Origin of the sequence: Cyclobacterium amurskyense (assembly GCF_001050135.1) — a bacterium.
Taxonomy (GTDB): Bacteria; Bacteroidota; Bacteroidia; order Cytophagales; family Cyclobacteriaceae; genus Cyclobacterium; species Cyclobacterium amurskyense.
Genome location: NZ_CP012040.1, coordinates 5,923,940 through 5,947,504 on the forward strand (window position 1 = coordinate 5,923,940; position 23,565 = coordinate 5,947,504).

Genomic DNA, 23,565 nt, shown 5'->3' on the forward strand with positions numbered 1-23,565 from the left:
ATAGGATATAATTCTAAAAATTTCCTTCCTAAATTCCCCCTCTATTTGATCTGGGCTATTGAAATTATTCCAATTGGTTTAATAAGATATTGCTCTGTTTCCTCTCCAGATTGAATTTTTTTCACTACATCCATTCCTTTAGTAACTTGACCAAATGCAGCAAAGCCAAATCCATCAGGATTTCTTCCCCCCTTAAAATCCAGATCTGGCTGCTCATTGATACATATAAAAAAGAACTTTGCGCAGTATTAGGTCCAAATCGAGCCATAGAAAGTGTTCCATTCTTATGTTTGAGACCTGTAAACTTGGTTGTTTCAATGGCAATAGCAGGTAGCAATAAGCTATCAGCAACATTTCCACCTTGAATTACTTCAATTTTTATTTTTCGATCTGCTTCATTTTCTGGCGTGCAAACTCTAAAGAAACTTGACTTGTGATAAGCACCACTATTGATATATGCCCGGAAATTCTCAACGGTAACAGGTGCTTTCTCTGGGTAAACTTCCACCTCAATATTTCCGGCTTCCGTCACAATTTGGTATTTCTCTATATGCTGAGCATGGATTGAAACGCTTATTAAAACCAGCAAAATACACGTGAAAAGTTTATTCATGGTTTTTATCATTTTTAGATTGGCAATTGATTCTATTACAAATTACAAAAAGTAAGTTCACGAATAACTTATTATTCTGAAAATTTAAAAAAGGCTAAAAACCATATTTTCAACTAAACTAATAGTAGTCTATTTACACAATTAGCAGAATTTATTGTACCAAATACCTGTACAAACAATAAATCAAACTGAATTATGCATTAGAATGACAATTTATTACTTTTAAGAAAATTCCATTAAATCCAAATATATAAGTTCAATAGTAAATCAATAATATTATGTTTGAAGAGTACATAGGAGTTGTGAAAATGTTTGCGGGAAATTTCGCCCCCAGAGGATATGCCATTTGTGATGGAAGGTTATTAAAAATTAAAGACAACCAAAGTCTTTTCTCTATTATAGGAAACATGTATGGAAGGGATGGGAGAACCACCTTTGCATTACCTGATTTGCGAGGAAGAATGCCTGTTGGCATAGGAAATGGACAAGGGCTTTCAACAAAAAAAATAGGTGAAAAAGGAGGTCAAGAAGCCACCAAACTTGAAGAAAAGAATATGCCTGCCCATTCACATACATTAAATTCCAGTTCTGAAGCAGCAACTTCAAGCAACCCAAAAGACAATTTCCCTGCCCTATCTCATGTAAAAGTCAACCGATTTAAACCACCTTATGCGGTTGAAACTTTTGCAGGCACCTCAAACTCAAATATGAATGACAAAACGATTGGTTTATCTGGACAGAATGAGCCTTTTGACCAAATGCCTCCTTATCTCGGAATAAATTTCATTATTTGTATTCAGGGTTATTATCCAGCAAGGAGTTAATAAATTATTGGCAATTCGTAATTCCAGCATCTAGAAGTTCAGCCGCATGGGCCGTTGGCAATCCTAATTTAGGACTTAAGTAAGGAATTCCCCACCCCATTCCTCTCATAACAAACAGTACTCCCATAAACATCACAAAATAAGGCATGGCCTTGTTCATTTTCACCCTAAAATTCATCGAAAAAATATCTTTTGAAAACATTAGCAAAATCATCACTGGAAAAGTGCCTAAGCCAAAAACAAACATGTAAGCCATGCCCATTACAGGGCTTTGAAGTGCTAGGGAGGCCACCAAGGCCATGTACACCATGCCACAAGGTAGAAATCCATTAAAGACTCCTGTGATAAAAAACGCTTTGCGCCCACCTCTTTTTATTGATTTTCCCAGCTGGGACTTTAATTTTATCAAAGAGGAAGATAAAGTGGAATTTGTAATCCATTTTTCAGATTCCTTATAGAAAAATGCAAGTACAATGATCATCAAACCCAAAACAATAGAAACCCATTGTTGAATTCCGGCCAAGGAAAGAGAAAAACCTACCATACCTACCAAACCACCCAATAAAGAATAGGTCACAGCACGGCCCGAATTGTACAGCAATTTATTAAGCAAATACTTATTTCTGTCTTTACCGGCTAAGGCAAGTGCAATTGGCCCACACATTCCAATGCAATGAAATGAGCCAAGTATTCCCCAAATAAAGGCTGTCCAGATCATTTAAATATCAATTTTCTTTTCTTCGAAAAAAGCAACACCATCTGCTTCCCAAGTCATTTTCATTTTCCAGTACCCTGGTTCAAGCCCTTTCAGTGACATCGTATTGGATTCAGAATCCTTTATTTCAATTTGAATTTTTTTATCCATCCGAGCATCAGAGGGTCTAAATAAATGCAACTCTCCTTTGGAACCAATAGGCAACTTGAATTGAAGGGTTTTACTTGCTGCATCAAATTGCATGACTTTGCCTTCCATGGCATTGGTATTTGACACTCGATCAATATGTTCCTGGTATTTGATTTCTTCAGCATAATAATTCTCTGTAACCAGATGTATATCATCCTGCTTCACACAAATGGTTACCAGGGTCACCATCAACCCAATAAAAACCAACAATAACAATAAGATTCCATTTCCCCAGTTCATTTCGTATTCATTTTAGTATTTTTATTCTCCAACAGGTCCCATAAAACTGGTGGAAATCCTATCAATTGTCTCCCCATTTTGTTGTAATAATAAATCAACGTTTTGTTGAGGGATCTTCATATCACTTTTAGCTTTAACCAAAAAGAATCTGCCTTCGAATTTTGATTGCCCATCAAGTCTCCAATCTGTATGCCCCACTTTTTCCAAAGTAAAGGTAGGATCAGCAGGAACAAGGGTAACCTCTTGTTCATCAAAAGTTTTATTAATTAAGGTCACTTCATATAGGTTACTTATTTGTGCATTCTCTCTGGCCTGGTAAGTCATTCCTCTAAACCTGGTGACCGTAGCACCCAAATCTTCTCTTGTTGCTAATAAGGCAACAAAGCCAACAATTAATAATAGTAGAATACTAGAGTAAGCCTTTACCCTACCGGTAATTAATTTTGATGTACCCGTTAAAATACTGTTTTCCGAAGCATAGCGAATCAATCCTTTAGGTCGGTCTACTTTTTCCATGACATCATCACAGGCATCCATACATGCGGTACAATTGACACACTCCATCTGCACGCCATTTCTAATGTCTATACCAGTAGGACAAACCTGTACACAAAGCGTACAATCTACACAGTCTCCAGCAGGCTTTTCTTCCACTTTATTTTTCCTAATAGGAGCCCTAGGTTCACCACGTTTATAGTCATAAGTAACATTGATGGATTGGTTATCGAGCAATACGCCTTGAAGCCTTCCGTATGGACATACCACAATACATGCCTGTTCTCTAAACCAAGAGAAGACAAATAGAAATATTCCAGTAAAGGCCAAGAGACCAAAAAACCCTGCTAAATTCTCCGAAGGAGAAGAACTAACAATCTCCATTACATTATCGATACCAATAAGATAAGCCATCACGGTATGAGATATAAGCAAAGAAATTAAAATAAAAATAGACATTTTAATGGTCTTCTTTCTTATTTTCTCAGCATTCCATGGCAGGGCGTCCAGTTTACGCTGCTGATTGGCATCTCCTTCTATCCAATACTCAATCTTTCGGAAAACCATTTCCATAAAAAGTGTCTGTGGACAAGCCCAGCCACAAAAGACCCTACCGAATACCACAGTAAACAGGATGATAAAAACGAAGAAAATTAAAAGTAAAAATATCAGCAAATGAGTATCCTGCGGCCAAAAAACAGCTCCAAAAATAATGAATTTTCTTTCGAAAACATTGAACAGTAACCAAGGTCGTCCATCCACCTTAATAAAAGGTCCGGCAAATAATATCCCTAGTAACAACCAAGAAAAATAGGTTCTGTACTGGTAGAATTTACCAGAAACCTTTTTAGGAAAAACCCAATTTCTGCCACCATCCTGATTCACAGTACCCAGGGCATCCCTGAATTTATCTGGGTTTAGGTTTTCGTTTTTTACTGCCATTTTTTTTGAAGTTTTTATATAAAATGTCGGGTTTGAACCAAATGCCAAACCCGACTTCTAAGCCTTACTCCGCAGGTTCTACACCCAATTCTTCCTCCACCAATGCATCTACAGGTTGTTCTATAGTTGGTTCGAATTTCTCGCCTTGAGGATCCTTAGGATTTGCTGGTGAGGTACCTTGCAAAGAAAGTATATAACTGGATACTTGTTGCATTTCCTCAGGACCTAACTGGTCTTGCCAAGGTATCATACCTTTTTCAATTACACCATACTTCACTACTTTAAAAATACTTTTGATGTCTCCACCGTGAAGCCAGTATTCATCTGTGAGGTTTGGACCTACTCCACCACCACCATCCATGGCATGGCATGCGGCGCAATTGCCTGTAAACAGTTCCTTACCTGCAGCTAAACCAGGAGCTGACATATCAACTTCCACATTGGTTTCATCAATAGAAGTCAGCATCATGGCTCCTCTTGCTTCTGCTTCTAGGGCTGCTTGTTCTAGGGAGGCTTCATATTCTTCTATTTGAGTCTGACCAATTCCAAGCACAGAATAATTAAGGAAATATACAACAGCGGAGAAAATGGTCAGGTAAAACACGTACTTTAACCAAGGAGGCATAAAGTTATCAAGCTCCACAATCCCATCATAACTATGATTTAGCTGAATGTCTTTTTCTTCCTCGATCGGCCTATATTTCCCTACCACATATTTAGTCTTGAAAGATTCCCACCAGGAAGGCTCTGCTGCGAGGGCTGGATTTTCCTTTCTTAGAACCGTCATTAAAAATGACAACATATAAACCATCACTCCTATGATGATGACAATAACTAGTAAAACAACTATAATAATGGCGAGTAAAAGCAATGTATTACTGTCCATTTGTTGCATTTGTGCTAAAAAGCTTGTTTCCGTTTCCTGAGCAAAGCCAGGAACTGCCATCAACAAACACATCAGGGTGGCTCCAATCAGTTTAAACGTTTTCATTAGACTTATCGTTTTGAGGTTCATCATTGAGTGGCATTTCTTTCATGTGGTCCACATAGCTTCTATCTACCTGTAGGACCCACCAAAACATTCCGATAAAGAAAATTACAAATATCAATAAGGAAATGATGGGGTAGATCTCAATATTTTCCATTGAGCTTAAAATATCTTTTTTCATCTCTTTTTAATTTATTGGTTTCCAGAAGAACCATTTTTAATATCTGTACCTAGTCGTTGTAGGTAAGCTATCAAAGCAATAATCTCCGTATCTGGCAATACTTCAATACCAGATTCCTTCAAGCCATTTGCTATCTCCTGTGCCTGACTTTGAAGATCTTCTATTGCTTTTACATCATAGCCTTCTGCATACGGTACTCCTAACTTTTGCATGGTTCGAATTTTAGCTCCAATATTGCTATGATCCATGATATTGGTAGTCATCCATGGATAAGGAGGCATCAAGGAACCTGGAGACATGTCTCTAGGATTCACCATGTGGTGGTAATGCCAGCTATCTGGATATTTCCCCCCTACTCTATGCAAATCTGGACCAGTTCGTTTAGATCCCCACAAAAATGGTCTATCATAAACAAATTCTCCTGCCTTAGAATATTCTCCATAGCGTTCTGTCTCAAACCTAAAAGGACGGATCATTTGAGAGTGACAACCAACGCAACCATTGGAAATGTATAAGTCCCTACCCTGCAACTCCAGAGGAGTATAAGGCTGCACACTACTAATTGTAGGTACATTGGACTTCACTAGAATGGTAGGGATGATTTCTACTATACCACCAATCAAAATGGCTATGGTTGCCAATATGGTGAAAAAGACAGGCTTTCTCTCCCATGCCCTGTGCCAAAATTCTTGCTTTTCTGGAACATGTTTGGCCAAAGCTGGTGCTTCATCCTCTTCTTCTTCAAGGAAGGACCCTGCGGCAGCTGTTTTAACCAAGTTATAAACCATCAATATCGCACCACTTAGGTAAAGTAGTCCACCAAATGCACGAAGCATGTACATTGGAACAATTTGAATAACAGTCTCAAGGAAGTTAGGGTAAGCCAAACGTCCTGTGTCTGCAAATTCTTTCCACATCAAACTTTGTGTCAGCGCAGCCACATACATTGGTAAGGCATAAAATAGTATACCTAATGTACCCAACCAAAAGTGAGTATTGGCCAATTTAACTGAGAATAATTTCGTTCTCCACATTCTTGGCCATAACCAATACAACATAGAGAAAGTCAAGAATCCGTTCCAACCTAATCCGCCAATATGCACGTGGGCAACTATCCAGTCAGTATAGTGGGCAATGGCGTTTACACTTTTAATAGAAAGTAGCGGTCCTTCAAACGTAGCCATACCGTATGCCGTTACAGCTACCACCATGAATTTCAAAACAGGGTCTACCCTTACTTTGTCCCAAGCTCCTCTAAGCGTAAGCAGTCCATTAACCATTCCACCCCAACTTGGGGCAAGCAACATGATGGAAAAAGCAACACCTAAAACCTGAGCCCATTCAGGTAATGCTGTGTAAAGCAAATGGTGTGGTCCTGCCCAGATATATAAGAATATCAAAGACCAGAAGTGTACGATCGAAAGCTTATAGGAGAATACAGGTCTATTTGCTGCTTTCGGCAAATAATAGTACATCAAACCTAGAAAAGGTGTGGTGAGGAAAAATGCAACCGCATTGTGACCATACCACCATTGCACCAATGCATCCTGTACACCAGCGTAAGCAGAATAACTTTTAAATAAAGACACTGGTAAAGCGAGGGAATTGAAAATGTGCAAAACCGCTACCGTTACGAAGGAGGCCAAGTAAAACCAAATGGCCACATACATGTGCTTTTCACGTCGCTTAATCAGCGTTCCAATCATATTGGCTCCGAATGCTACCCATATTATGGTAATAGCAATGTCAATTGGCCATTCAAGTTCCGCATACTCCTTAGAGGAAGTCAAACCCAATGGAAGGGTAATGACCGCAGAAAGTATAATGGCCTGCCATCCCCAAAAATGTATCCAACTTAGGGTTTTATTCCACATTGGAGCCTTTAGGAGTCGTGGCATAGAATAATACACGCCAGCAAATATGGCATTTCCTACGAAGGCAAATATTACCGCATTCGTATGAAGCGGCCTTATCCGGCCAAAGGTCGTATAAGGATTGCCCAAATTTGCTTCGGGTAAGAATAGCTGGGTGGCAGCAAGCAACCCTATCAGCATACCAGCCAATCCCCATATCATGGTGGCTGCGCCGAAGAATTTTACGATCTTGTTATCGTAACTAAACTTTTCAAGTGTCGTTCCTGACATATCACTTCTTTTTTTTAGGTGGTTTTTTGTTCGCTTTATTTTTTGTTTTTTGGTCAAATAGTATTCTGATCGCAGGGGTGTGTTGATCATCAAACTGACCGCCTTTCATCGCTTTGAAAAAAAGCCATAAAAACCCTCCAGCCATTAATAAACTCACTCCTATCAGAATAAAGATTACTTCCATTTTATCATCTCATTTTCATTTAATCCCATTCTATATGCTTTGTAATTGGTGGCAATCGTTGTAAACAAAACCACTGAAATACTACTTGCAGGCATTAAAACTGCACACAAGACCGGGCTTACTAATCCTTGAACAGCAAAAAAGATCCCTACGGCATTGTAGGTGAAACTTAAACCAAAACTGGCCTTTATTATTCTCCTACCTGTTTTTGCAAAATTCAAATACTGTGGAAGTAAGTTAAGTTTTTCTCCATCCAACACCGCATCACTAGCCGGGCTAAAATGGGATATATTGTCTGTTACAGCAATCCCCACTTCACCTGCCTTGAGAGCACCTGCATCATTAAGCCCATCTCCTACCATTAAAACATGTTTTCCTTGCTCTTGTATGGCTCTTATATGGGACAATTTGCTTTTCGGCGACTGCTGAAAATACATGGCTACCTTGCTACCCAATACTTCCTTTAAATATTTCTCCTCCTGGTTATTGTCTCCGGATAGCAATTCTACATCATAAGTTTCTGTCAAATCCGGAATCATCTTTTCTATGCCTTCACGTACCCCACTTGCAATACTGAAAACACCCCAATGCATTCCATCAATTACCAAATGTACCTCGTTACCTTTATTAACTACTTTGCTTTCGTCTCCTAAGCCTAAGAAAAGCGCCGAACCCATGCTTATGGTCTTGGATTTGTATTTAGCGGTTAGTCCCTTCCCGGAAATCTCCTCTACATTTTCCAATACCACAGGTTTGACTTTGTCTAGCCATTGATTGATTCTCTTACTCAGTGGATGATTAGAGAAATTTACCAAAGCCTTAATCATACCCTTCGATTCATCTGTTAGACTTTCACCATGGTAAGAAACAGTGGCCTTAGAAGGAGCTGTGAGTGTACCTGTCTTGTCAAAAACAAGTGTATCAATTTTAGCCAATTTTTCAATTACCTGCGTATTTTTCAAATAAAAGCCTCCCTTCCCAAAGATCCTCATCACATTCCCCAAAGTAAAAGGAGTAGACATTGCCAAAGCACAAGGACAGGTAATGATCAATACCGAGGTAAAGGCCTTGATTCCCATTGAAAAGTCATTAAAACTCCAATATATCAATGCTCCAAATGCTATAAAAAGAACAGTGAATGTAAATTTTCCACTTATTCGATTGGACAAGGAAGCCAATGAGTCTTCTTGTTCACTCTTAGAAAAGGTTTCATGATTCCAGAGATCAGTTAGATAACCTTGGGAGGGCGATTTCTGTACCGCTAAGGTAATGGCAGCCCCTTTTTGTCTACCCCCAGCGTATACCAGGTCTCCTTTTTTTACAGGGACAGGAATTTCCTCCCCCGTCACAAAACTATAATCGATAGATGCTTCCGGAACTAAAAGCAAGCTGTCTGCTGGCACCAACTCCTCATTCCGTACTTTAATAATATCACCAACATTAAGTTTTATTAGCGGTATAACTTCCTCTAGGTCCTTTACCATTTTGGTAATGGCTATTGGAAAATAGGACTTATAATCTCTATCAAAAGAGAGCGTATCAAAAGTTTTCTGCTGGTAATATTTACCTATTAAAAGAAAAAATAGCAAGCCGCCTAAAGTATCTAAATACCCCTCTTGCCCAGAAATAAAGATTTCAAACAAGCTATAAGTAAACAAACTTATAATCCCCAAGGCTATGGGCACATCCATATTTACTGAGCGATTCTTTATAGCAATCCATGCAGAACGGAAATAGTCTGTGGCAGAATAAAAAACTACAGGCAAAGCCAAAAGAATATTCAAGTAATTAAACAGGTTTTTAAAACCAGTTCCAAGAAGCTCCGCCTCCGAAAAATATTCCGGGAGACTGAAAAACATCATATTGCCAAAGCAAAATCCTGCCACCGCTAATTGGTAGATAAGTTTCTTGTTGTACTTTTTGCTTATCTTTTCTTCAATATCTGATAGATTAATACTCGGTTCATAGCCAATATTGGATAGCAAGCTTACCACTGACTTCAAATTTGTTTCTTTTCTCTGGTATTTAATTTGGACCTTCTTTTTAATAAAATCCACCCGAGCATAAGTAATAGCAGGGTTAAGCTTGTAAAGGTTTTCCAAAAGCCATATACAGGACGCACAATGTATCATAGGAAGGTAAAAAGTAACATGAACCTGTTCTTCATCCTTAAAGTCTATTAACCTATTAAACACATCCACATCATCCAAATAATCAAACTGATTTTCTCTTACAATTTGTTTTTTCTGATTTGTCCCTGGTGCAGCTTCAATATCGTAATAATCACATAAATTATTCTCATTCAATACCTCATAAACAGTAAGACAACCTGTGCAACAAAAACTTCTCTCGTCACGCTTAAGGAGCTCATCATCACAGCTTTCCCCGCAGTGATAACAGCAGATTGTTTTGGTTTTTTCTGTTTTGCTTGGCATTTCCTGCATTTTCAGACAAGTTAATCTTTTAATATAAAAAAAAACATGATGAATATCATTAAAAATAATAATTTATAAAGCCAGATAAAATGATAATTTTTCGTACCAAAGTCCCCCTTTATAGAAATGAAACAGCACTTTGGCCAAATCCGCCTGATTATTCTTAGTAGTAACCAGCACCGTTTTTTGGTGTTTGACTGCATAAGACCAGAAATCACCGATTCTATTAAAGTTAAATTTAATAAATGAGGTTTCGGAAGTAGAATTGGTGACTTCTTGAATAAGCTCTTGCTCTTCCTTTAATTTAGACTTTGGTATAAATGCAGGTGATATTATAGTGGCTTTACTATTTTTAATATTGTTAGAAAATAAGTGCAAGAATTGTTTGATGATCTTGGCAGAGGCAGGGCTACCATCATAGTGAAAAAGTAAGCGATCAAAAGATAGTGCTCTGTCGTAAAGTAAAACCGGTATATCACATGGTTCTTTTTCCAAAAGACTAGGCTGATCCAATCCATGAAGCCAATCCAAAACTTTTGGAAGATGTGCGGTATATAGCACAGGTTGATTACCTATGGTAAATTGTTTCTTATCGAGTGGCTGACCTAGTTCCAAACCAAAGCCCTCTGCTAATAGGACTTCGTGGTGGGCATTGATCAGTTGACTGGGAAAAGCAAATTGTGTATCTAGCTTGGTTTGCATATACCTTTTATTTTCCACAAAGCTATACCAACCAACCCAGAGGTGAATTGACAATAAGTAGGTGTTAACATGATTAATGTCATGTTTTCATATTCGAAATATTTACAAATCGTAGTGCAGCTTTAAAAGCTACTTATTAAACCCGGATTATGTAATAGAATTTCTCCGCCCTGACTGTCATGGGTGAAGCCTGTCCCGTGTTTACGGGAAGTGTTTCAATCGCAAGACAATCGGCTGTTTGGAGATTTTAGCATAGCACCGATATGGTGAAATTGAAAACAGCAACGAAGTGGCTGACTTTAAAGCGATTTTAGCACGTAATAGAATGTCTATTGCATATTTCGGGTCAAAACATAGAGAGATTAATATCTCTTTTTAAAATGAAAGAGCTTATAGCATTCTTTTTCATAATAAGGCTAGATCAGCTTATTCTTAATGCTGATTTCAATAATTACTCCCCTTCTGTCATTATTCCTAGGTTAATAAATTATCCCGTATTGACAATTCGAATAAAACTTGGGCTGTAAGCGCCAATAATAAACAAGTGGAAAGCATACACACCTTAAAATTAAGGTAACCAACTAAATTTTTACATAATTACCTAACAATCAAATAATTAAAGAAACTTAAAGAAAATAATTATAATATATAAATATAATAATTTAAAGAAAATAATTTTTTTTATTTATATATTTTTAACAATAATATGTTTTCTTTTCCTAAAAATATTATATTGCTTATACAAATCAATTAACCTATAAAAAACCCTCAGAAAAAATAAACACCGTTATATTTTTTCGATTAAGTTCTTCTAGTGCCTAATATTATTTTTTTAGTCCAATTGTATAAACCAAATCAATAATTCTTAAAACTAAATTTACCCAATCAACAGAATGAGAAAAAGAAAACATTTTAAATTTCGCAGGATACCCCTGTATTGTGTACTCCTTTTGGTGTCACAATTGGTATTCTTGAATCCGGCAAAGGCCACAAATGAGCTTCCTTTCACCTCGGTAAAGGCCATGGCAGATGTAATCATTAAAGGTAAAGTTACTGACGAAAGTGGAGAACCTATTCCAGGTGTAACTGTTTCAATACCGGGAACTAGTAATGGTACTGCTACAGACCTTGATGGAAAATACTCTCTTTCAGTACCTGAAGGATCAACTTTGATTTTTTCCTTTATAGGCTACAATTCCAAATCAGTTGCAGTAGGTGATCAAAGTATCATCAATGTTCAGTTATCTGAAAACGTCTCTTCATTAGATGAAGTGGTCGTGGTCGGGTACGGTACTCAGAAAAAAGTGAACGTTATCGGGTCCGTTACCACAGTTAGTGCAGATGAGATATCTTCGGCTCCCGTAGGTGCTGTTTCCAATGCCCTTGCAGGCCGTCTTCCAGGTGGTATCTTTATGCAAAGTAGTGGAGAACCTGGTAAAGATCAGGCCAGTATTCGAATTAGAGGGAATGCTACATTGGGAAATAATTCACCTTTGGTGGTTATTGATGGAATTATAGGCAGAGACCTAAACTCCCTTCATCCCAATGACATTGAGAGCATCACCGTACTTAAAGATGCTTCCGCAGGAATTTATGGTGCAAGAGCTGCCAATGGCGTTATCCTTGTAACCACGAAAAGAGGACAGAAAGACACCCCAACAAGAATCACTTATGGTTTTTATAAAGGTTGGCTATCTCCTACCAAATTACCGGAAATGGCAGATGCAGCAACTTATGCTACCATGATCCGAGAAAACCAGTCTTATCGTGGAGTGGATGAATCAAACATGCTTTTTTCTCTAGAAGATGTGGAGAAGTACAGGTCAGGGGACTATCCCTGGACTCATCCCAACACAGATTGGAATGAAGTAGCTTTAAGAGACTTCAGTAGCACAAATCACCACAACTTATCCGTAACTGGTGGTGGTGAAAAAGTAAGCTATTTCACCTCCTTTGGTACTCAAGCGGATGATGGTATTTACACCAATTCCAACACCTCCTACAAAAGGTACAACTTAAGAGCCAATGTAGATTTCAAAATCAATGAATATTTAGATTTGGGTGTAGACATATCGGGAATTCAGGAAAACAGAATGTACTCTGGAATGTCAACATCAAGTATGTTTCAGACTATTCGAAGAATGTACCCAACCAATCACGCTGTTTACCCAAATGGATTACCAGGACCGGATATCGAGTTTGGTTACCAACCTATGGTGATGGCTTCAGATGAGACTGGTTTTGATGATGACAAACGATTCAGGAGTAATAATATCTTCTCTGCAAAACTTAGAATCCCATGGGTCGAAGGATTGTCAGCCTCCAGTTATTTCGCTTATGACCTATATTTCCAAAAAAGGAAATTATTCCAAAAGCCCTTCACCTTATACAGTATGAATGAAGAAGCCTATTTGGCTGCTGGGAATACTGGAGTTGAAGATGGATCAGATTATATCATTGGAAGCCAAAAAGGTCCACCAGAACCTAGACTAACGGATTATTCCAATTATTCTAACACCAGTACTTTCAATTTTAAAGTTGATTATACCAAAACACTTAATGATGTTCATAATATTGATGCCTTTATGGCTTATGAGCAAAATGAAGGGTTTCAGGAAAACTTCAATGCTTACAGAAGGTACTTTGTATCTGACCAACTTCCCTACTTATTTGCAGGTGGTGATGCAGAAAAAGACAATTCAGGATCAGTAAGTTTTGGAGCCAGACAAAATTACTTTGGTAGAATCAGTTATAATTTCAAAGAAATTTACTTGTTCCAGTTTAGTTTTAGAAGAGATGGATCAGTCAATTTCTCAAAAGAAGCAGGCCGCTGGGGTAATTTCCCTTCTGTACTTGCAGGATGGCGTCCTTCTGAATATGACTGGTGGAAAAACAACTTGGGTTTAATCGATCAATTTAAATTAAAAGCCACTTGGGGCCAAATGGGGAATGATTTGGTTTCTCCTTTCCAGTATTTGGCTAGCTACGGATTTGTACAAGGATTGGCTTTGGGTGAAAACAAAACTTACCTACCTGGTCTGAGACAACAAGGAATACCTAACCCTAACATCACTTGGGAAAAGGCTAGTATCTTCAATTTAGGTTGGGAGTCTCTTTTATTTGACACCAAAGTAGGCTTTGATGCAGACTTCTTTTACGAAAGAAGAAGTGATATTCTAGTACAAAGAGACGTGTCCATACCTCGTTTCGTTGGTCTTTCTTTACCTGACGAAAACTTTGGTATTGTGGACAACTATGGTGTTGAGGTAATCATGAGCTATGATGATCAAAAAGGAGATATCGGTTACGGTGTTTCTGGTAATTTTGCTTTTGCAAGAAACAGAATCGTTGAGTCTGATGAACCAGAACGTCCTGTTCCATGGCAAGTAAGAACGGGTCACCCACAAGGTGCTCTACTTCTGTACAATTCAATCGGCATCTTTAGAGATGAGGAACAAGTGAATTCAATGCCACACGTTGCTGGCGCTAGACCAGGTGACATCATCATTGAAGATTATGATAAAGATGGAGAAATCACCACAAATGACCGTCAGTTGTTTCCTTTAACGACAACACCTGAAATCACCTTTGGTCTGAACCTTAATTTTTCTTATAAAAATTGGGAATTGACTGCTCTTGTTCAAGGACATGGTAATGCGCTTAGAGGGATTTACGATGATCTACGTTCCGGAACTGCTGGAAATTACTTCCAATATGACGCTGAGGACAGATGGACCCCAGAGAATATTGACGCTACAAAACCACGTGCTTACCAATGGTTAGAAGAATATTGGAGAAGCAATTATAATACAGATTATAATTATGCCAATGTATCTTATGCTAGGTTAAAGAATTTACAGATTAATTATAGAGTACCTCGTAATGTGCTTGATTTAATTGGTCTTGAGTCTGCCAAAGTTTATGCATCGGGCCAAAATCTTTGGTTGATTTATTCGGGAAACGATATCATGGATCCTGAAGTAAGTGGAATGGGAGCTTACCCAATCATGCGGGTTGTTTCTGTTGGTGCTCAAATCTCCTTTTAATTGGCTAAAAAATATTACGTTATGAAAAGAAATATAAGTAAACTGACAATATTAGTTGCTTTGTTGCTTGGAAGCTTCTCTTGCAACGATGAATTACTGGACAGGTCGCCCCTTGATAGCTATTCTGACCCTGTCGTTTGGTCTGATATAAACCTGGTAAGGTACTACCTAAACGACCTATATAACAGTGTAGAATATGGATGGAACCAGCGTAGTCATGGTTACCAAACAGGTCTTTTTGTGGGAGAAACCACAATGACAAAAGGTGCTGAACTGACGGATTATGGAAGAGGAACCATCAGTGCCGGAAATCCAGGCACAGACAGAGGTCATTTAACCTGGCAACATTATTCCAATATCCACAAGCTAAATTTGTTTCTATCCCAAATTGATGCCCTACCAGAAGCTTACCCTCAATCAGAAAGGGCTAATATTCAAGCTGAGGTGGACGTCTTAAAAGGCGAAGCCACTTTCCTTAGGGCTGTATTTTACAGTGATATTTGCAGGTCTTATGGTGGTGTTCCTTTATTGGACACTCCTGCTAAATTGGGTGAAGACTTTTCCGGATACTTGCGTAGCACTTTTGAAGAAACCATTGATTTTATAGTAAAGGATCTGGATATTGCTGCCGATTTATTGTTGCTCAAAAGCGACATGGAAATGGGTAGGGCTACCAAAGAAACCGCAATGGCGCTTAAATCCAGAATCTTGTTATTTGCAGCCAGCGATTTAACAGCAGACGGAACTGCCGTAAATGAATATGTAGGTTATGCAAACCCTAACAGGCAAGAACTCTGGGCCGCTGCCCGAGATGCTGCAAAAGATTTGATAGACCTGGGAACTGTGTCTTTAGAAGATTTTGGTGCCACCGATCAAGAAACTGCTGCTTATAATTATTTTGCTTTCTTCAAAGCCAGAGATTTGTCAAGTCCTGAAGTTATTTGGGGAAAAATGCACAGAGCTGATGATGGCCCTAGGATTAACACCAATTTAAGAAATGGCTTAAATGGTTTATCTTGTCATGGAAACAATGCTCCTTATGGCAACTTTGTAGACAGCTACCAAATGGCTGATGGCACAGATTTCTTTGACCATTTTAATTTTAATGCCAATGATGAATACATCAATGTGTCAACAAAGTTTACAAACGAAAACCCTTACAAGCATAGAGAGCCTAGGTTCTATGGCAGTATCTTATATGACAGTGCTGTTTTCCAGCCAAGATTCGAGGATTTAGCACAAATCGATCCACTTGGAATCTACGAAAGAAGAACAAGAACAGTGATAGAAAACGGAATTGTCGTAAGCGAGCGATTCGGTTTGGATACCAGACAAGGCCCAATTTCCCCTTCCAATGGGAATTACACAGGTTACGTGATGAAAAAATTCATGGACGATGAAATTATTGGCAGGGACATGGCCAATGAAAACATCTTTGTATGGATTCGTTATGCTGAAATTCTGTTGAATTACGCGGAAGCATCTCTGGAATTGGGAGATACCGAAACGGCCACTACTTATATCAACATGATTAGAAATCGGGTTGCTTTACCGAATTTTACGGGGGATATTATGGAAGCCCTAAGGTATGAACGTAAGATAGAGTTCTTCTCTGAAAATGTAGGTTGGTACGATACCAGAAGGTGGAAATTATTGGAGGAGAATTTTGCTCCTGACCTGTATGGTGTAGATATTAAAGAAGTTACAGAAGATGGTGTTACAACTACCACCTGGAAAAAAATATCTGCCGCACCTAAAAGAAACTTTTCAGAAAAATTATACTGGGTACCAATTGAGCAAGACGAGTTAAACAGAGCTCCTCAACTGGTTCAGAACCCAGGTTACTAAGAACAACAAGCAAATAAGGAATAGCTTTGCCCAATATAGCTAAAGTTATCTCTGTAGAATAAAAGTGGTGCGCGTACAAGGAATTCAGTAAAACTGAAACCTGAGAACGCGCACCACTTTTATTATGGCCCGTCAAAGAAGTTTCAACCCGAAATATGCAATAGACATTCTATTACATGCTGAAATCGCTTTAAAATCAGCCAGAGAAATCACAGAGTTACTCAATAAGGAAATTCAATTTTATTCCCAGGCACCTCGCTATTACTTCACCCAATTGGCTGATTTGAAAATTGAATTGATATCTAAAGCTACCGAAGATGCAAAGCTAAGGGCCGAAATGATCGCTAAAAATTCAGGGGCAACGCTTAGTAATTTGATATCCGCCAATATGGGAATATTCCAGATTACAGGTCAAAATTCAGGAGAAGATTACTCTTGGGGAGGAACGTTTAATACCTCCGCTAAAGCCAAAACTGCTTCAATAACCATGAAGCTGGATTACAGCATCAAATAAATGCCAAAAGAAAACAAGCTACCTCCACCCCAGCTACTCAAAGAAGGACTGCATTACTATTTTGAAGATGGCTTAATGGTCTTTACCAAAGCCTATCATTTACTCCGTGGAAAATGCTGCGGTAGCGGTTGTAGACATTGCCCTTACCCATCAAAAGATTTAAAACAATAATCGCAGATTATCTAAAAGTCCCTAATTCCTCAACTTTATATCCTTGTGGATAGGTTTTCCGTTTGCGAAGCGTTCCTAACATTGCCTTTTTCCTTTCTGGCAACCATCGCAATAACCTGCCGCGTAAAATCATGGATTGCTTTATTGTTTTTATTAACCAGTTAGGCGGCTTTTGGTAGCCCATCGCCTTCCTTAAAGGCGCATCCATCAAGCAAAGTGCTACAGGTTTGCCTACCGGAAACAACCATTTGGGCATATAAAAACCCAATAAAAGGTCAAGCGTCTTATTGCCTACAGCAGCATTGGAAGCATGAAATTCAAAGTGCTCACGTTCATAAGCCAGATTAAATGCTTCAAAATCAGCAAGTGTTTGAGGAATATCGGTAATGTGCATCCTCCCTCCCAATTTCAGGTAATTGTTAAGAATGGCTTCTTTTTCCCCGGTAGTAAAAGGACGCCAACCCCATTGATCCATCCAACGAATCGGTTCGAAAACAAAAGTAGATAGCACATAAAGGTAATCTCTGTTGGGAATTTTGTACCTGCCATGCATATTATTGATTCGGTCAATAGCTGCACTGCCTCGCTCACTGTCTATTCCGTTTTCCAGAATTTCGTACAGTAATAACTCCGTATCATCGTAGCGTTTACGCGTGTGCTTGATAAACTCGCCGGTAGCAACAAGCAAGCGAGAAACTGAGGGAACCGCAAATGTCCTGAACAAGGCAAATTCTAAAGCCTTCTCCATGTCCCATGGGAAACAATGATAAGTAAGCAGAAAGCAAATTTTCTCAAAATCTTCCTTAGGATCCAGGTCCTCTATTTGTTTGGTAAAAGGCTTGTCATACATCTATCCGAAATGTACAATTATGGCTGGAATTCTGAAAAGTTATTCCTGTAAAATTACGGTTACCACCATTTTTACGAGAATAAAAAAAGGGAATTGTTGAACAACTCCCTTTTTTTATTCCTTTTGCTTAGTTAGGACGGACTACCTTGAGAAAAACAAACGGGTAATAAAAATGCCTTTTCCATCATCTGCTCCTGCATTGCTCTCTACTCCACTTGTGATATAGGTAAGCTTCCATCCATCAGCCAACATGGTATTAATTTTAGAAGCAATAACTGCATCATTAGAGGCTATGTTTTGAAAATTAATACCAGTGGCACTAAAAAAGTTTAGCAGCTTGGTTTCTTCCAGTTCATCAATTTTTATAGCGGACCTCTTAATTTCCTTTTGGTTGCTTTTCTTTCCATCTGTCCTATCAGTGGTGAATTTTTCATAATTATTTTCCGACTGACTGTCAATAATTCGAGACCTACCAATCCCCATAGGTACAATAGATTCTACAACAGTAACAATCTTGAATTCCTGCTGGGCTTTAGCCTCTATCTGAGCAACTCCAACGATTATTAGGAGTGCAATCATCCCTTTTTTGATCATCTTTGAATAAATTTGAGTAAGATATGGTTGAAATAAATATAAATCTTAGACGAGATTGGATTAAAAAATGTTGTATTGAAGAAATAAAACACGGCGGACATTAGGTCTAAAACGCAAAATTCCCTGGCCATTATTTCAAATCTTGCCCAAATGGGTGCTAATTTGAAAACTCTAAAGATGTATTTTTAATTCTCCATTAAAAACCTTCCATAAATGCTTCTATTCATCCCTAGTCTATTTTTATTCCTGTTACAACAAGCAGCACTCCCACCAAAGGACCTCCATAAGCAGAACTATACCATTTATGAAACTGCAACTGGAAACCTACTCTCTCTAGATTCACTGGTAGAAAGGCTAAACAGTGCAGACATTATTGTTTTTGGGGAAGAACATAATGACAGTCTTGGACATGTCCTCCAATATCAGTTGTACAAAAGGTTATTGGAAAGTCATGAATCCGTAACCTTAAGTATGGAGATGTTTGAAAGAGATGTGCAGAGGGCGGTGAATGAATACTTAGCAGGACTGATTACAGAAAGCAAACTTCTACATGCCGGAAAAGCCTGGAATAACTATTCAGCCTATGCGCCAATGGTAAATCTGGCAAAAGATCGTAATCAACAGGTAGTCGCAGCCAATGTTCCCGGAAGGTATGCCAACATGGTCAGCCGAAAAGGCCTTGGCTCCCTAAACCAACTCGACAGAAAAGCCCGTCATCTGTATGCTAAGGTGAAAATCCCTGAAAAGGACGATGCCTACCTCGCGAAATTCAATGCAGCAATGGGCGAACATGCCCATAGCATGGGGCCTACAGTTTTTCATGCCCAACTCCTAAGAGATGCCACCATGGCAGAAAGCATACTGAAGGCACACCGAAAAAACCGAAACACGAAAATCCTTCACCTTACGGGCAGGTTCCACAGCGATGAGCGTCTCGGGACTGTCTCGGAATTGAAAAAGAGAAAACGAAAATTAAATCTCGTAACCATTTCCTGCTTTGCTAATCCAAAGGAAGATGACCAAGATTGGAGTACCAACGAAGCACTAGCTGATTTTATCATCCTAACAAATTAAGGGTATTTTGCATTGTTTCTGGCTTTCTAAGCCTAATGTCAGGCAAATGTCGGGTCAAATCCGTTGTAAATACAGGCTGAATCGTTGATTTTTATCAGACATTGCAGCAGAAATAAAACAAGCGACAATTATGGAACAACCAGAATTAGGAAAGAAAATACTTGAGCTTAGAAAAGCCAACGGTCTTACCCAAGAAGAACTGGTCGCCCGTTGTAATATCAATGTGCGAACAATCCAACGGATAGAGGCAGGAGAAGTCACCCCCAGAGGACATACAATTCGCTCTATTTTTGCAGCACTCGATATAGACATTGAGCAATGGCAGAAAAAAACTACTGTCCCAAAAGGCAGTAAAAAAGCTGCTCAATGGATTTTTTTGGCGTTCCTTAGTGGATTGCTGTATTTTCTATTGGCCTTTTGGGAAGGTTTTATGGACTATCAACTGACCATTTCTAAGGATGCTGATATCTCTCCATGGGAATATACACTGGTCAAACTAGGCATACTATTGTTCTATTCTTGTTTTATGCTTGGATTTTATCAGTTAGGACGACTCTGGGAAAATAACTGGATATTACCTGCTTCCTTACTAGGTGTCGCTGGAATTGTAATTTGTATTGCCGCAGATCTCTACTTGTTTTATTTGGACGACACCTATGCCATGGCTGTGATGACCGGTAAATCCATCGTTTTTGGAAGTATTTACTTAGTATTTGGTTATGGGCTTGTCAAGTATCAAAAGGAATTTGGCAACATGGCTTTGGTAGCAGGAATTGTAGCCATACTGACCGGATTGGCTTTCATATCTGTTGTTTTGGCCTTGCTGGGTTTGATCTTGCTAGCTGTAAGTGAGGCGCTGGCGCTAGTTGTTTTATACCGTGCTTTTGATAAAGTCCGCAATCAAAAATTCTAAGCACCTATATTCCTCTGTCAATTAAACCCGAAATATGCAATAGACATTCTATTACGTGCTGAAATCGCTTTAAAATCAGCCACTTCGTTGCTGCTTTCAATTTCACCATAGCGGTGCTATGCTAAAATCTCCAAACAATCTGATTTTCTTGCGATTGCAACACTTCCCGTAAACACTGGACAGGCTTCACCCCTGACCATTGTCAGGGCGGAGAAATCCTATTTCATAATCCGGGTTAAAAAAGATTAAGCTTGAGTCTATAAGAAATGAAGCCTAAACATTATTGATTTAGCTAGGTTGCTTAATTTTAGCAAAAAAAAAGTGCGGCGATTTAAATATCGCCGCACTTCCTATTATTTGAAGACCTGATTACTTTAGTTTTGTCCAAAAGCTAGGTACATCAGTTTGCACCATGGTTGCCCCTTTATTGAGCCATTCTCTTGCCCATTCTTCATCGGGATTGGCTAGCATATTTCTATCTATCTTTCCTAGTGCATTTATCCAAAGTCTCACCCCATATTTCTTGGCAATTGCCACTGTTTTAGGAGTATAGAAACTTGGGTCTATATGCACTGCCCGAGGATTAAATCTCTTTACAGCTTTTTTTATCTCTTTTGCTTTATACGTTCTAGGCATTATGAAAGCATCTGGAAGACTCTCTTGAAAAGCTGCCAATACATCCCAGTCAGAATCAAAAAACAACAATTCATCCACAACATCCATGGCTTTGACCACCTCAAGAACCTCATCCACCTTATCTGTTTTCATATCCATGTCCACCATGATACGGCCTTTTGTCACCTTTAAAGCTTCTTCCAAGGTAGGGATTTTTTCATTGGTAGGCTTACCTTTATGCAACAACTGCAAAGACTGCAAATAACTGTAAGTCAATGTATCAACATCTCCAGTACCAGTAGTGGTTCTATCTACAGTCTGATCATGCATCAACACCACTACCCCATCTGCAGTCACTCTGATATCAAGTTCTATAATATCCACTCCCATGCGGATGGCTTCTTCGATAGCGATAATACTATTTTCCGGGAAATTTTGATTGGCAGCCCTATGTGCAATCACCATCAAATCATATGAATTAAGAAACTTGTCTTTAATTTCATCGACTTGGGCCAGTCCCAATTGGATGAATAAGAAAAACAATAAAAATGGCGCTAAAATCCTTTTTGTATTCAGGTACATATGTATTTTTTTAATCTATTAGTAAAGTAACACCTAGCTATACCTCAAAAGGCAAAGGCGGGCCATTATTTTTTCAATAATTATATAATCATCAAAAGGCTTAACCAGTAATAAGTAATCGATTTTTAACCGAGAAACAATGGTGATAATTGGTACCTATTGCTCTATGGCACATTTATTATTCGCAAAATCCTCCAATGTAGGATTATAAGCATTCATTTGGGCGGTAAAAATATCCCCTTCACCCTTTTGTGCAACAAAATTCACCAAGGCACATAAATCCACAAGTGAATCATTAGAATAAATCCTTATATCAGCAGATTTGCTTAAGTTATCTAAGCCATCCAGGCTTTTAAGGTTGATATTATTGGTTATCAATATCTGATTGGCTTCCTGCAATTTTTCCAATCCATTCAGATTACTCAGGGATAGGTTGTCAAAAAGTACAAATTGCTCGTTCATGGAAGTCAAGGATTTCAATCCTTCTAAGGAAATCAATCGATCGTTGTTTTTGATGGACAAAATTTTTGAGACAGATTGTAAATTTTCCAAACCTGTCAACTCCTTCAACTGAAGGTTATCTTCAATCTCCAGAAAGTCAATTGTTTGTACATTCTCCAAACCTTTTAGGCTTTCCAGGTCATCATTGTACCGAATGATAAGTCCCGATACTTCCTGTAGATTTTTCAATAGGGACAAATCCTCTACTTCATTGGTATAGTGAATGGCCAAAACGCCATTTATTTTCGTATAATCTTTATCAGCAATGGCCTCAAGATCTGAAAGTGATCGCACTTCCAGGTTCCCTTCATAGACGACAGGCAGTGAAGGCCCTTCCTTTTCTGTACAAGCGAGGATTACAAACAGATAGGCCAACAACAACAATGGTTTTTTCATCACATTCAATTTAAGGAGGCAAAAGTAATGGATTTTAATGTTTAGGCCAAAGTATTCGGTTGTATTGAGCCTGCGATTGATTTTACTTGTTTATTTAGACAGTGCCAAATATTATGCCTACGGTTTCCACACAGTAAAAACCTACACCTCAAGCATTCCTTTTATAACTACTTTATTTCCTTATCTATTCCTATCCTTTCCTTATTGATGATTATTAATTCCTTACCAAGGAATATAATTTCCTTATAAGTTACCAATGATTCCTTACTAAACACCTAGACTCCTTATCAATTTTCATCCATTCCTTAATAACCTTTAATACTTCCTTATCATTAATCATATCTTCCTGAATGTTTCTTACCTATTCCTTAATGCTAATATACAACTCCTTAAATCATACCATAAATCCTTATTGACACCATTAAGTTCCTTACTTACATTCTTTCCATCGCGTTAAACCCGGATTATTCAATGGGATTTCTCCGCCCTGACAATGGTCAGGGGTGAAGTCTGTCCCGACTTTACTGGAAGTGTGCAATTGCAAGAAAATCAGGCTGTTTTGAGTTTTTAGCCTTGCACCGCTATGGTGCAATTTAAAACAGCAGCGAAGTGACTGATTTTAAAGCGATTTCACCATGTAATAGATTGCATATTTCGAGTTTTAGTAATTCATAGACTTTCATCTAGCCCTTACAAATATGCTAGTATTCCGCCTGGGTCTTAAGAATGATCAACATTGAATTCCATATTAACTTAGAATACTTCCCCTTCAAATTCATCAAAAAATAGATATAATTCTACATCACTTT

Annotated in this window: 20 protein-coding genes and 1 pseudogene; 7 read left to right on the top strand and 14 right to left on the bottom strand. The window is 38.5% G+C overall.

The window, feature by feature from the left end; genetic code table 11:
* Positions 1–41: 41 nt before the first annotated feature.
* Positions 42–625 (bottom strand): annotated as a pseudogene (locus tag CA2015_RS25480) (peptidylprolyl isomerase).
* A gap of 266 nt (positions 626–891) precedes the next feature.
* Between CA2015_RS25480 and CA2015_RS23455 the strand changes: the two are divergent.
* On the top strand, positions 892–1,437 hold the full coding sequence (locus tag CA2015_RS23455; RefSeq protein WP_048644097.1) for a phage tail protein: 546 nt from the start codon (positions 892–894) through the stop codon (positions 1,435–1,437).
* Between the two features lie 4 nt (positions 1,438–1,441).
* Here the strand turns inward: CA2015_RS23455 and CA2015_RS23460 are convergent, their stop codons facing one another.
* From CA2015_RS23460 to CA2015_RS23500, 9 genes are all read right to left on the bottom strand, one after another.
* Positions 1,442–2,155, bottom strand: coding sequence for a sulfite exporter TauE/SafE family protein (locus CA2015_RS23460; protein WP_048644098.1), 714 nt, complete (start codon positions 2,153–2,155; stop codon positions 1,442–1,444).
* Positions 2,156–2,581, bottom strand: coding sequence for a FixH family protein (locus CA2015_RS23465; RefSeq protein ID WP_048644099.1), 426 nt, complete (start codon positions 2,579–2,581; stop codon positions 2,156–2,158).
* A 21-nt stretch (positions 2,582–2,602) separates the two neighbouring features.
* On the bottom strand, positions 2,603–4,018 hold the full coding sequence (gene ccoG, locus CA2015_RS23470) for a cytochrome c oxidase accessory protein CcoG (protein ID WP_048644100.1): 1,416 nt from the start codon (positions 4,016–4,018) through the stop codon (positions 2,603–2,605).
* Between the two features lie 64 nt (positions 4,019–4,082).
* A complete protein-coding gene (locus CA2015_RS23475) occupies positions 4,083–5,009 on the bottom strand; it encodes a cbb3-type cytochrome c oxidase N-terminal domain-containing protein (RefSeq protein WP_048644101.1) in 927 nt (308 codons plus the stop codon).
* Complete coding sequence (locus tag CA2015_RS23480) at positions 4,996–5,187, bottom strand: Cbb3-type cytochrome oxidase component FixQ (RefSeq protein WP_048644102.1); 192 nt, start codon at positions 5,185–5,187, stop codon at positions 4,996–4,998. Before CA2015_RS23480 ends, CA2015_RS23475 begins: the two co-directional genes overlap by 14 nt.
* Before the next feature lie 11 nt (positions 5,188–5,198).
* Positions 5,199–7,331, bottom strand: coding sequence for a cytochrome-c oxidase, cbb3-type subunit I (gene ccoN, locus CA2015_RS23485; RefSeq protein WP_048644103.1), 2,133 nt, complete (start codon positions 7,329–7,331; stop codon positions 5,199–5,201).
* A gap of 1 nt (position 7,332) precedes the next feature.
* Entirely contained in the window at positions 7,333–7,515 is a 183-nt protein-coding gene (ccoS, locus tag CA2015_RS23490; RefSeq protein WP_048644104.1) for a cbb3-type cytochrome oxidase assembly protein CcoS, read from the bottom strand.
* Positions 7,506–9,959, bottom strand: coding sequence for a heavy metal translocating P-type ATPase (locus CA2015_RS23495; RefSeq protein WP_084011963.1), 2,454 nt, complete (start codon positions 9,957–9,959; stop codon positions 7,506–7,508). The genes ccoS and CA2015_RS23495 overlap by 10 nt, the downstream gene beginning before the upstream one ends.
* Before the next feature lie 63 nt (positions 9,960–10,022).
* Positions 10,023–10,652, bottom strand: coding sequence for a hypothetical protein (locus CA2015_RS23500; RefSeq protein WP_048644728.1), 630 nt, complete (start codon positions 10,650–10,652; stop codon positions 10,023–10,025).
* Positions 10,653–11,545: 893 nt separating this feature from the next.
* Between CA2015_RS23500 and CA2015_RS23505 the strand changes: the two genes are divergently transcribed.
* From CA2015_RS23505 to CA2015_RS25340, 4 genes are all read left to right on the top strand, one after another.
* The gene (locus CA2015_RS23505; RefSeq protein WP_048644105.1) at positions 11,546–14,698 is read left to right on the top strand and encodes a SusC/RagA family TonB-linked outer membrane protein; all 3,153 of its coding nucleotides are present in this window, start codon (positions 11,546–11,548) and stop codon (positions 14,696–14,698) included.
* Between the two features lie 21 nt (positions 14,699–14,719).
* Positions 14,720–16,546 (top strand): RagB/SusD family nutrient uptake outer membrane protein, encoded by a 1,827-nt coding sequence (locus CA2015_RS23510; RefSeq protein ID WP_048644106.1) that lies wholly within the window; start codon positions 14,720–14,722, stop codon positions 16,544–16,546.
* Between the two features lie 124 nt (positions 16,547–16,670).
* Positions 16,671–17,060 carry an SIMPL domain-containing protein gene (locus CA2015_RS23515; protein WP_157470581.1) on the top strand — a complete coding sequence of 130 codons (390 nt, stop codon included), beginning with the start codon at positions 16,671–16,673 and terminating at the stop codon, positions 17,058–17,060.
* Positions 17,061–17,231, top strand: coding sequence for a DUF5522 domain-containing protein (locus CA2015_RS25340; RefSeq protein ID WP_169786510.1), 171 nt, complete (start codon positions 17,061–17,063; stop codon positions 17,229–17,231).
* Between the two features lie 7 nt (positions 17,232–17,238).
* On the opposite strand, the gene CA2015_RS23520 is transcribed toward CA2015_RS25340, so the two are convergent.
* Both CA2015_RS23520 and CA2015_RS23525 read right to left on the bottom strand, forming a co-directional pair.
* Positions 17,239–18,081 carry an oxygenase MpaB family protein gene (locus CA2015_RS23520; RefSeq protein ID WP_048644107.1) on the bottom strand — a complete coding sequence of 281 codons (843 nt, stop codon included), beginning with the start codon at positions 18,079–18,081 and terminating at the stop codon, positions 17,239–17,241.
* 141 nt (positions 18,082–18,222) lie between these two features.
* Positions 18,223–18,675, bottom strand: coding sequence for a hypothetical protein (locus CA2015_RS23525; RefSeq protein WP_205749789.1), 453 nt, complete (start codon positions 18,673–18,675; stop codon positions 18,223–18,225).
* Positions 18,676–18,888: 213 nt separating this feature from the next.
* On the opposite strand from CA2015_RS23525, the gene CA2015_RS23530 reads away from it, so the two are divergent.
* Both CA2015_RS23530 and CA2015_RS24475 read left to right on the top strand, forming a co-directional pair.
* Positions 18,889–19,749 (top strand): ChaN family lipoprotein, encoded by an 861-nt coding sequence (locus tag CA2015_RS23530; RefSeq protein WP_048644108.1) that lies wholly within the window; start codon positions 18,889–18,891, stop codon positions 19,747–19,749.
* 130 nt (positions 19,750–19,879) lie between these two features.
* The gene (locus CA2015_RS24475; RefSeq protein ID WP_053086744.1) at positions 19,880–20,662 is read left to right on the top strand and encodes a helix-turn-helix domain-containing protein; all 783 of its coding nucleotides are present in this window, start codon (positions 19,880–19,882) and stop codon (positions 20,660–20,662) included.
* Between the two features lie 369 nt (positions 20,663–21,031).
* Here the strand turns inward: CA2015_RS24475 and CA2015_RS23540 are convergent, their stop codons facing one another.
* Together CA2015_RS23540 and CA2015_RS23545 are read right to left on the bottom strand one after the other, a co-directional pair.
* Positions 21,032–21,859: a glycerophosphodiester phosphodiesterase family protein gene (locus CA2015_RS23540; RefSeq protein WP_048644109.1), complete on the bottom strand. Its 828-nt coding sequence runs from the start codon at positions 21,857–21,859 to the stop codon at positions 21,032–21,034.
* Between the two features lie 156 nt (positions 21,860–22,015).
* On the bottom strand, positions 22,016–22,756 hold the full coding sequence (locus CA2015_RS23545) for a hypothetical protein (protein WP_048644110.1): 741 nt from the start codon (positions 22,754–22,756) through the stop codon (positions 22,016–22,018).
* Positions 22,757–23,565: the final 809 nt, after the last annotated feature.

Excerpts from the sequence above, each read along its gene's own strand:
- CA2015_RS23455 (WP_048644097.1), top strand. The coding sequence starts at position 892 with ATGTTTGAAGAGTACATAGGAGTTGTGAAAATGTTTGCGGGAAATTTC.
- CA2015_RS23460 (WP_048644098.1), bottom strand. The coding sequence starts at position 2,155 with ATGATCTGGACAGCCTTTATTTGGGGAATACTTGGCTCATTTCATTGC.
- CA2015_RS23465 (WP_048644099.1), bottom strand. The coding sequence starts at position 2,581 with ATGAACTGGGGAAATGGAATCTTATTGTTATTGTTGGTTTTTATTGGG.
- ccoG (WP_048644100.1), bottom strand. The coding sequence starts at position 4,018 with ATGGCAGTAAAAAACGAAAACCTAAACCCAGATAAATTCAGGGATGCC.
- CA2015_RS23475 (WP_048644101.1), bottom strand. The coding sequence starts at position 5,009 with ATGAAAACGTTTAAACTGATTGGAGCCACCCTGATGTGTTTGTTGATG.
- CA2015_RS23480 (WP_048644102.1), bottom strand. The coding sequence starts at position 5,187 with ATGAAAAAAGATATTTTAAGCTCAATGGAAAATATTGAGATCTACCCC.
- ccoN (WP_048644103.1), bottom strand. The coding sequence starts at position 7,331 with ATGTCAGGAACGACACTTGAAAAGTTTAGTTACGATAACAAGATCGTA.
- ccoS (WP_048644104.1), bottom strand. The coding sequence starts at position 7,515 with ATGGAAGTAATCTTTATTCTGATAGGAGTGAGTTTATTAATGGCTGGA.
- CA2015_RS23495 (WP_084011963.1), bottom strand. The coding sequence starts at position 9,959 with ATGCAGGAAATGCCAAGCAAAACAGAAAAAACCAAAACAATCTGCTGT.
- CA2015_RS23500 (WP_048644728.1), bottom strand. The coding sequence starts at position 10,652 with ATGCAAACCAAGCTAGATACACAATTTGCTTTTCCCAGTCAACTGATC.
- CA2015_RS23505 (WP_048644105.1), top strand. The coding sequence starts at position 11,546 with ATGAGAAAAAGAAAACATTTTAAATTTCGCAGGATACCCCTGTATTGT.
- CA2015_RS23510 (WP_048644106.1), top strand. The coding sequence starts at position 14,720 with ATGAAAAGAAATATAAGTAAACTGACAATATTAGTTGCTTTGTTGCTT.
- CA2015_RS23515 (WP_157470581.1), top strand. The coding sequence starts at position 16,671 with ATGGCCCGTCAAAGAAGTTTCAACCCGAAATATGCAATAGACATTCTA.
- CA2015_RS25340 (WP_169786510.1), top strand. The coding sequence starts at position 17,061 with ATGCCAAAAGAAAACAAGCTACCTCCACCCCAGCTACTCAAAGAAGGA.
- CA2015_RS23520 (WP_048644107.1), bottom strand. The coding sequence starts at position 18,081 with ATGTATGACAAGCCTTTTACCAAACAAATAGAGGACCTGGATCCTAAG.
- CA2015_RS23525 (WP_205749789.1), bottom strand. The coding sequence starts at position 18,675 with ATGATCAAAAAAGGGATGATTGCACTCCTAATAATCGTTGGAGTTGCT.
- CA2015_RS23530 (WP_048644108.1), top strand. The coding sequence starts at position 18,889 with ATGCTTCTATTCATCCCTAGTCTATTTTTATTCCTGTTACAACAAGCA.
- CA2015_RS24475 (WP_053086744.1), top strand. The coding sequence starts at position 19,880 with ATGGAACAACCAGAATTAGGAAAGAAAATACTTGAGCTTAGAAAAGCC.
- CA2015_RS23540 (WP_048644109.1), bottom strand. The coding sequence starts at position 21,859 with ATGTACCTGAATACAAAAAGGATTTTAGCGCCATTTTTATTGTTTTTC.
- CA2015_RS23545 (WP_048644110.1), bottom strand. The coding sequence starts at position 22,756 with ATGAAAAAACCATTGTTGTTGTTGGCCTATCTGTTTGTAATCCTCGCT.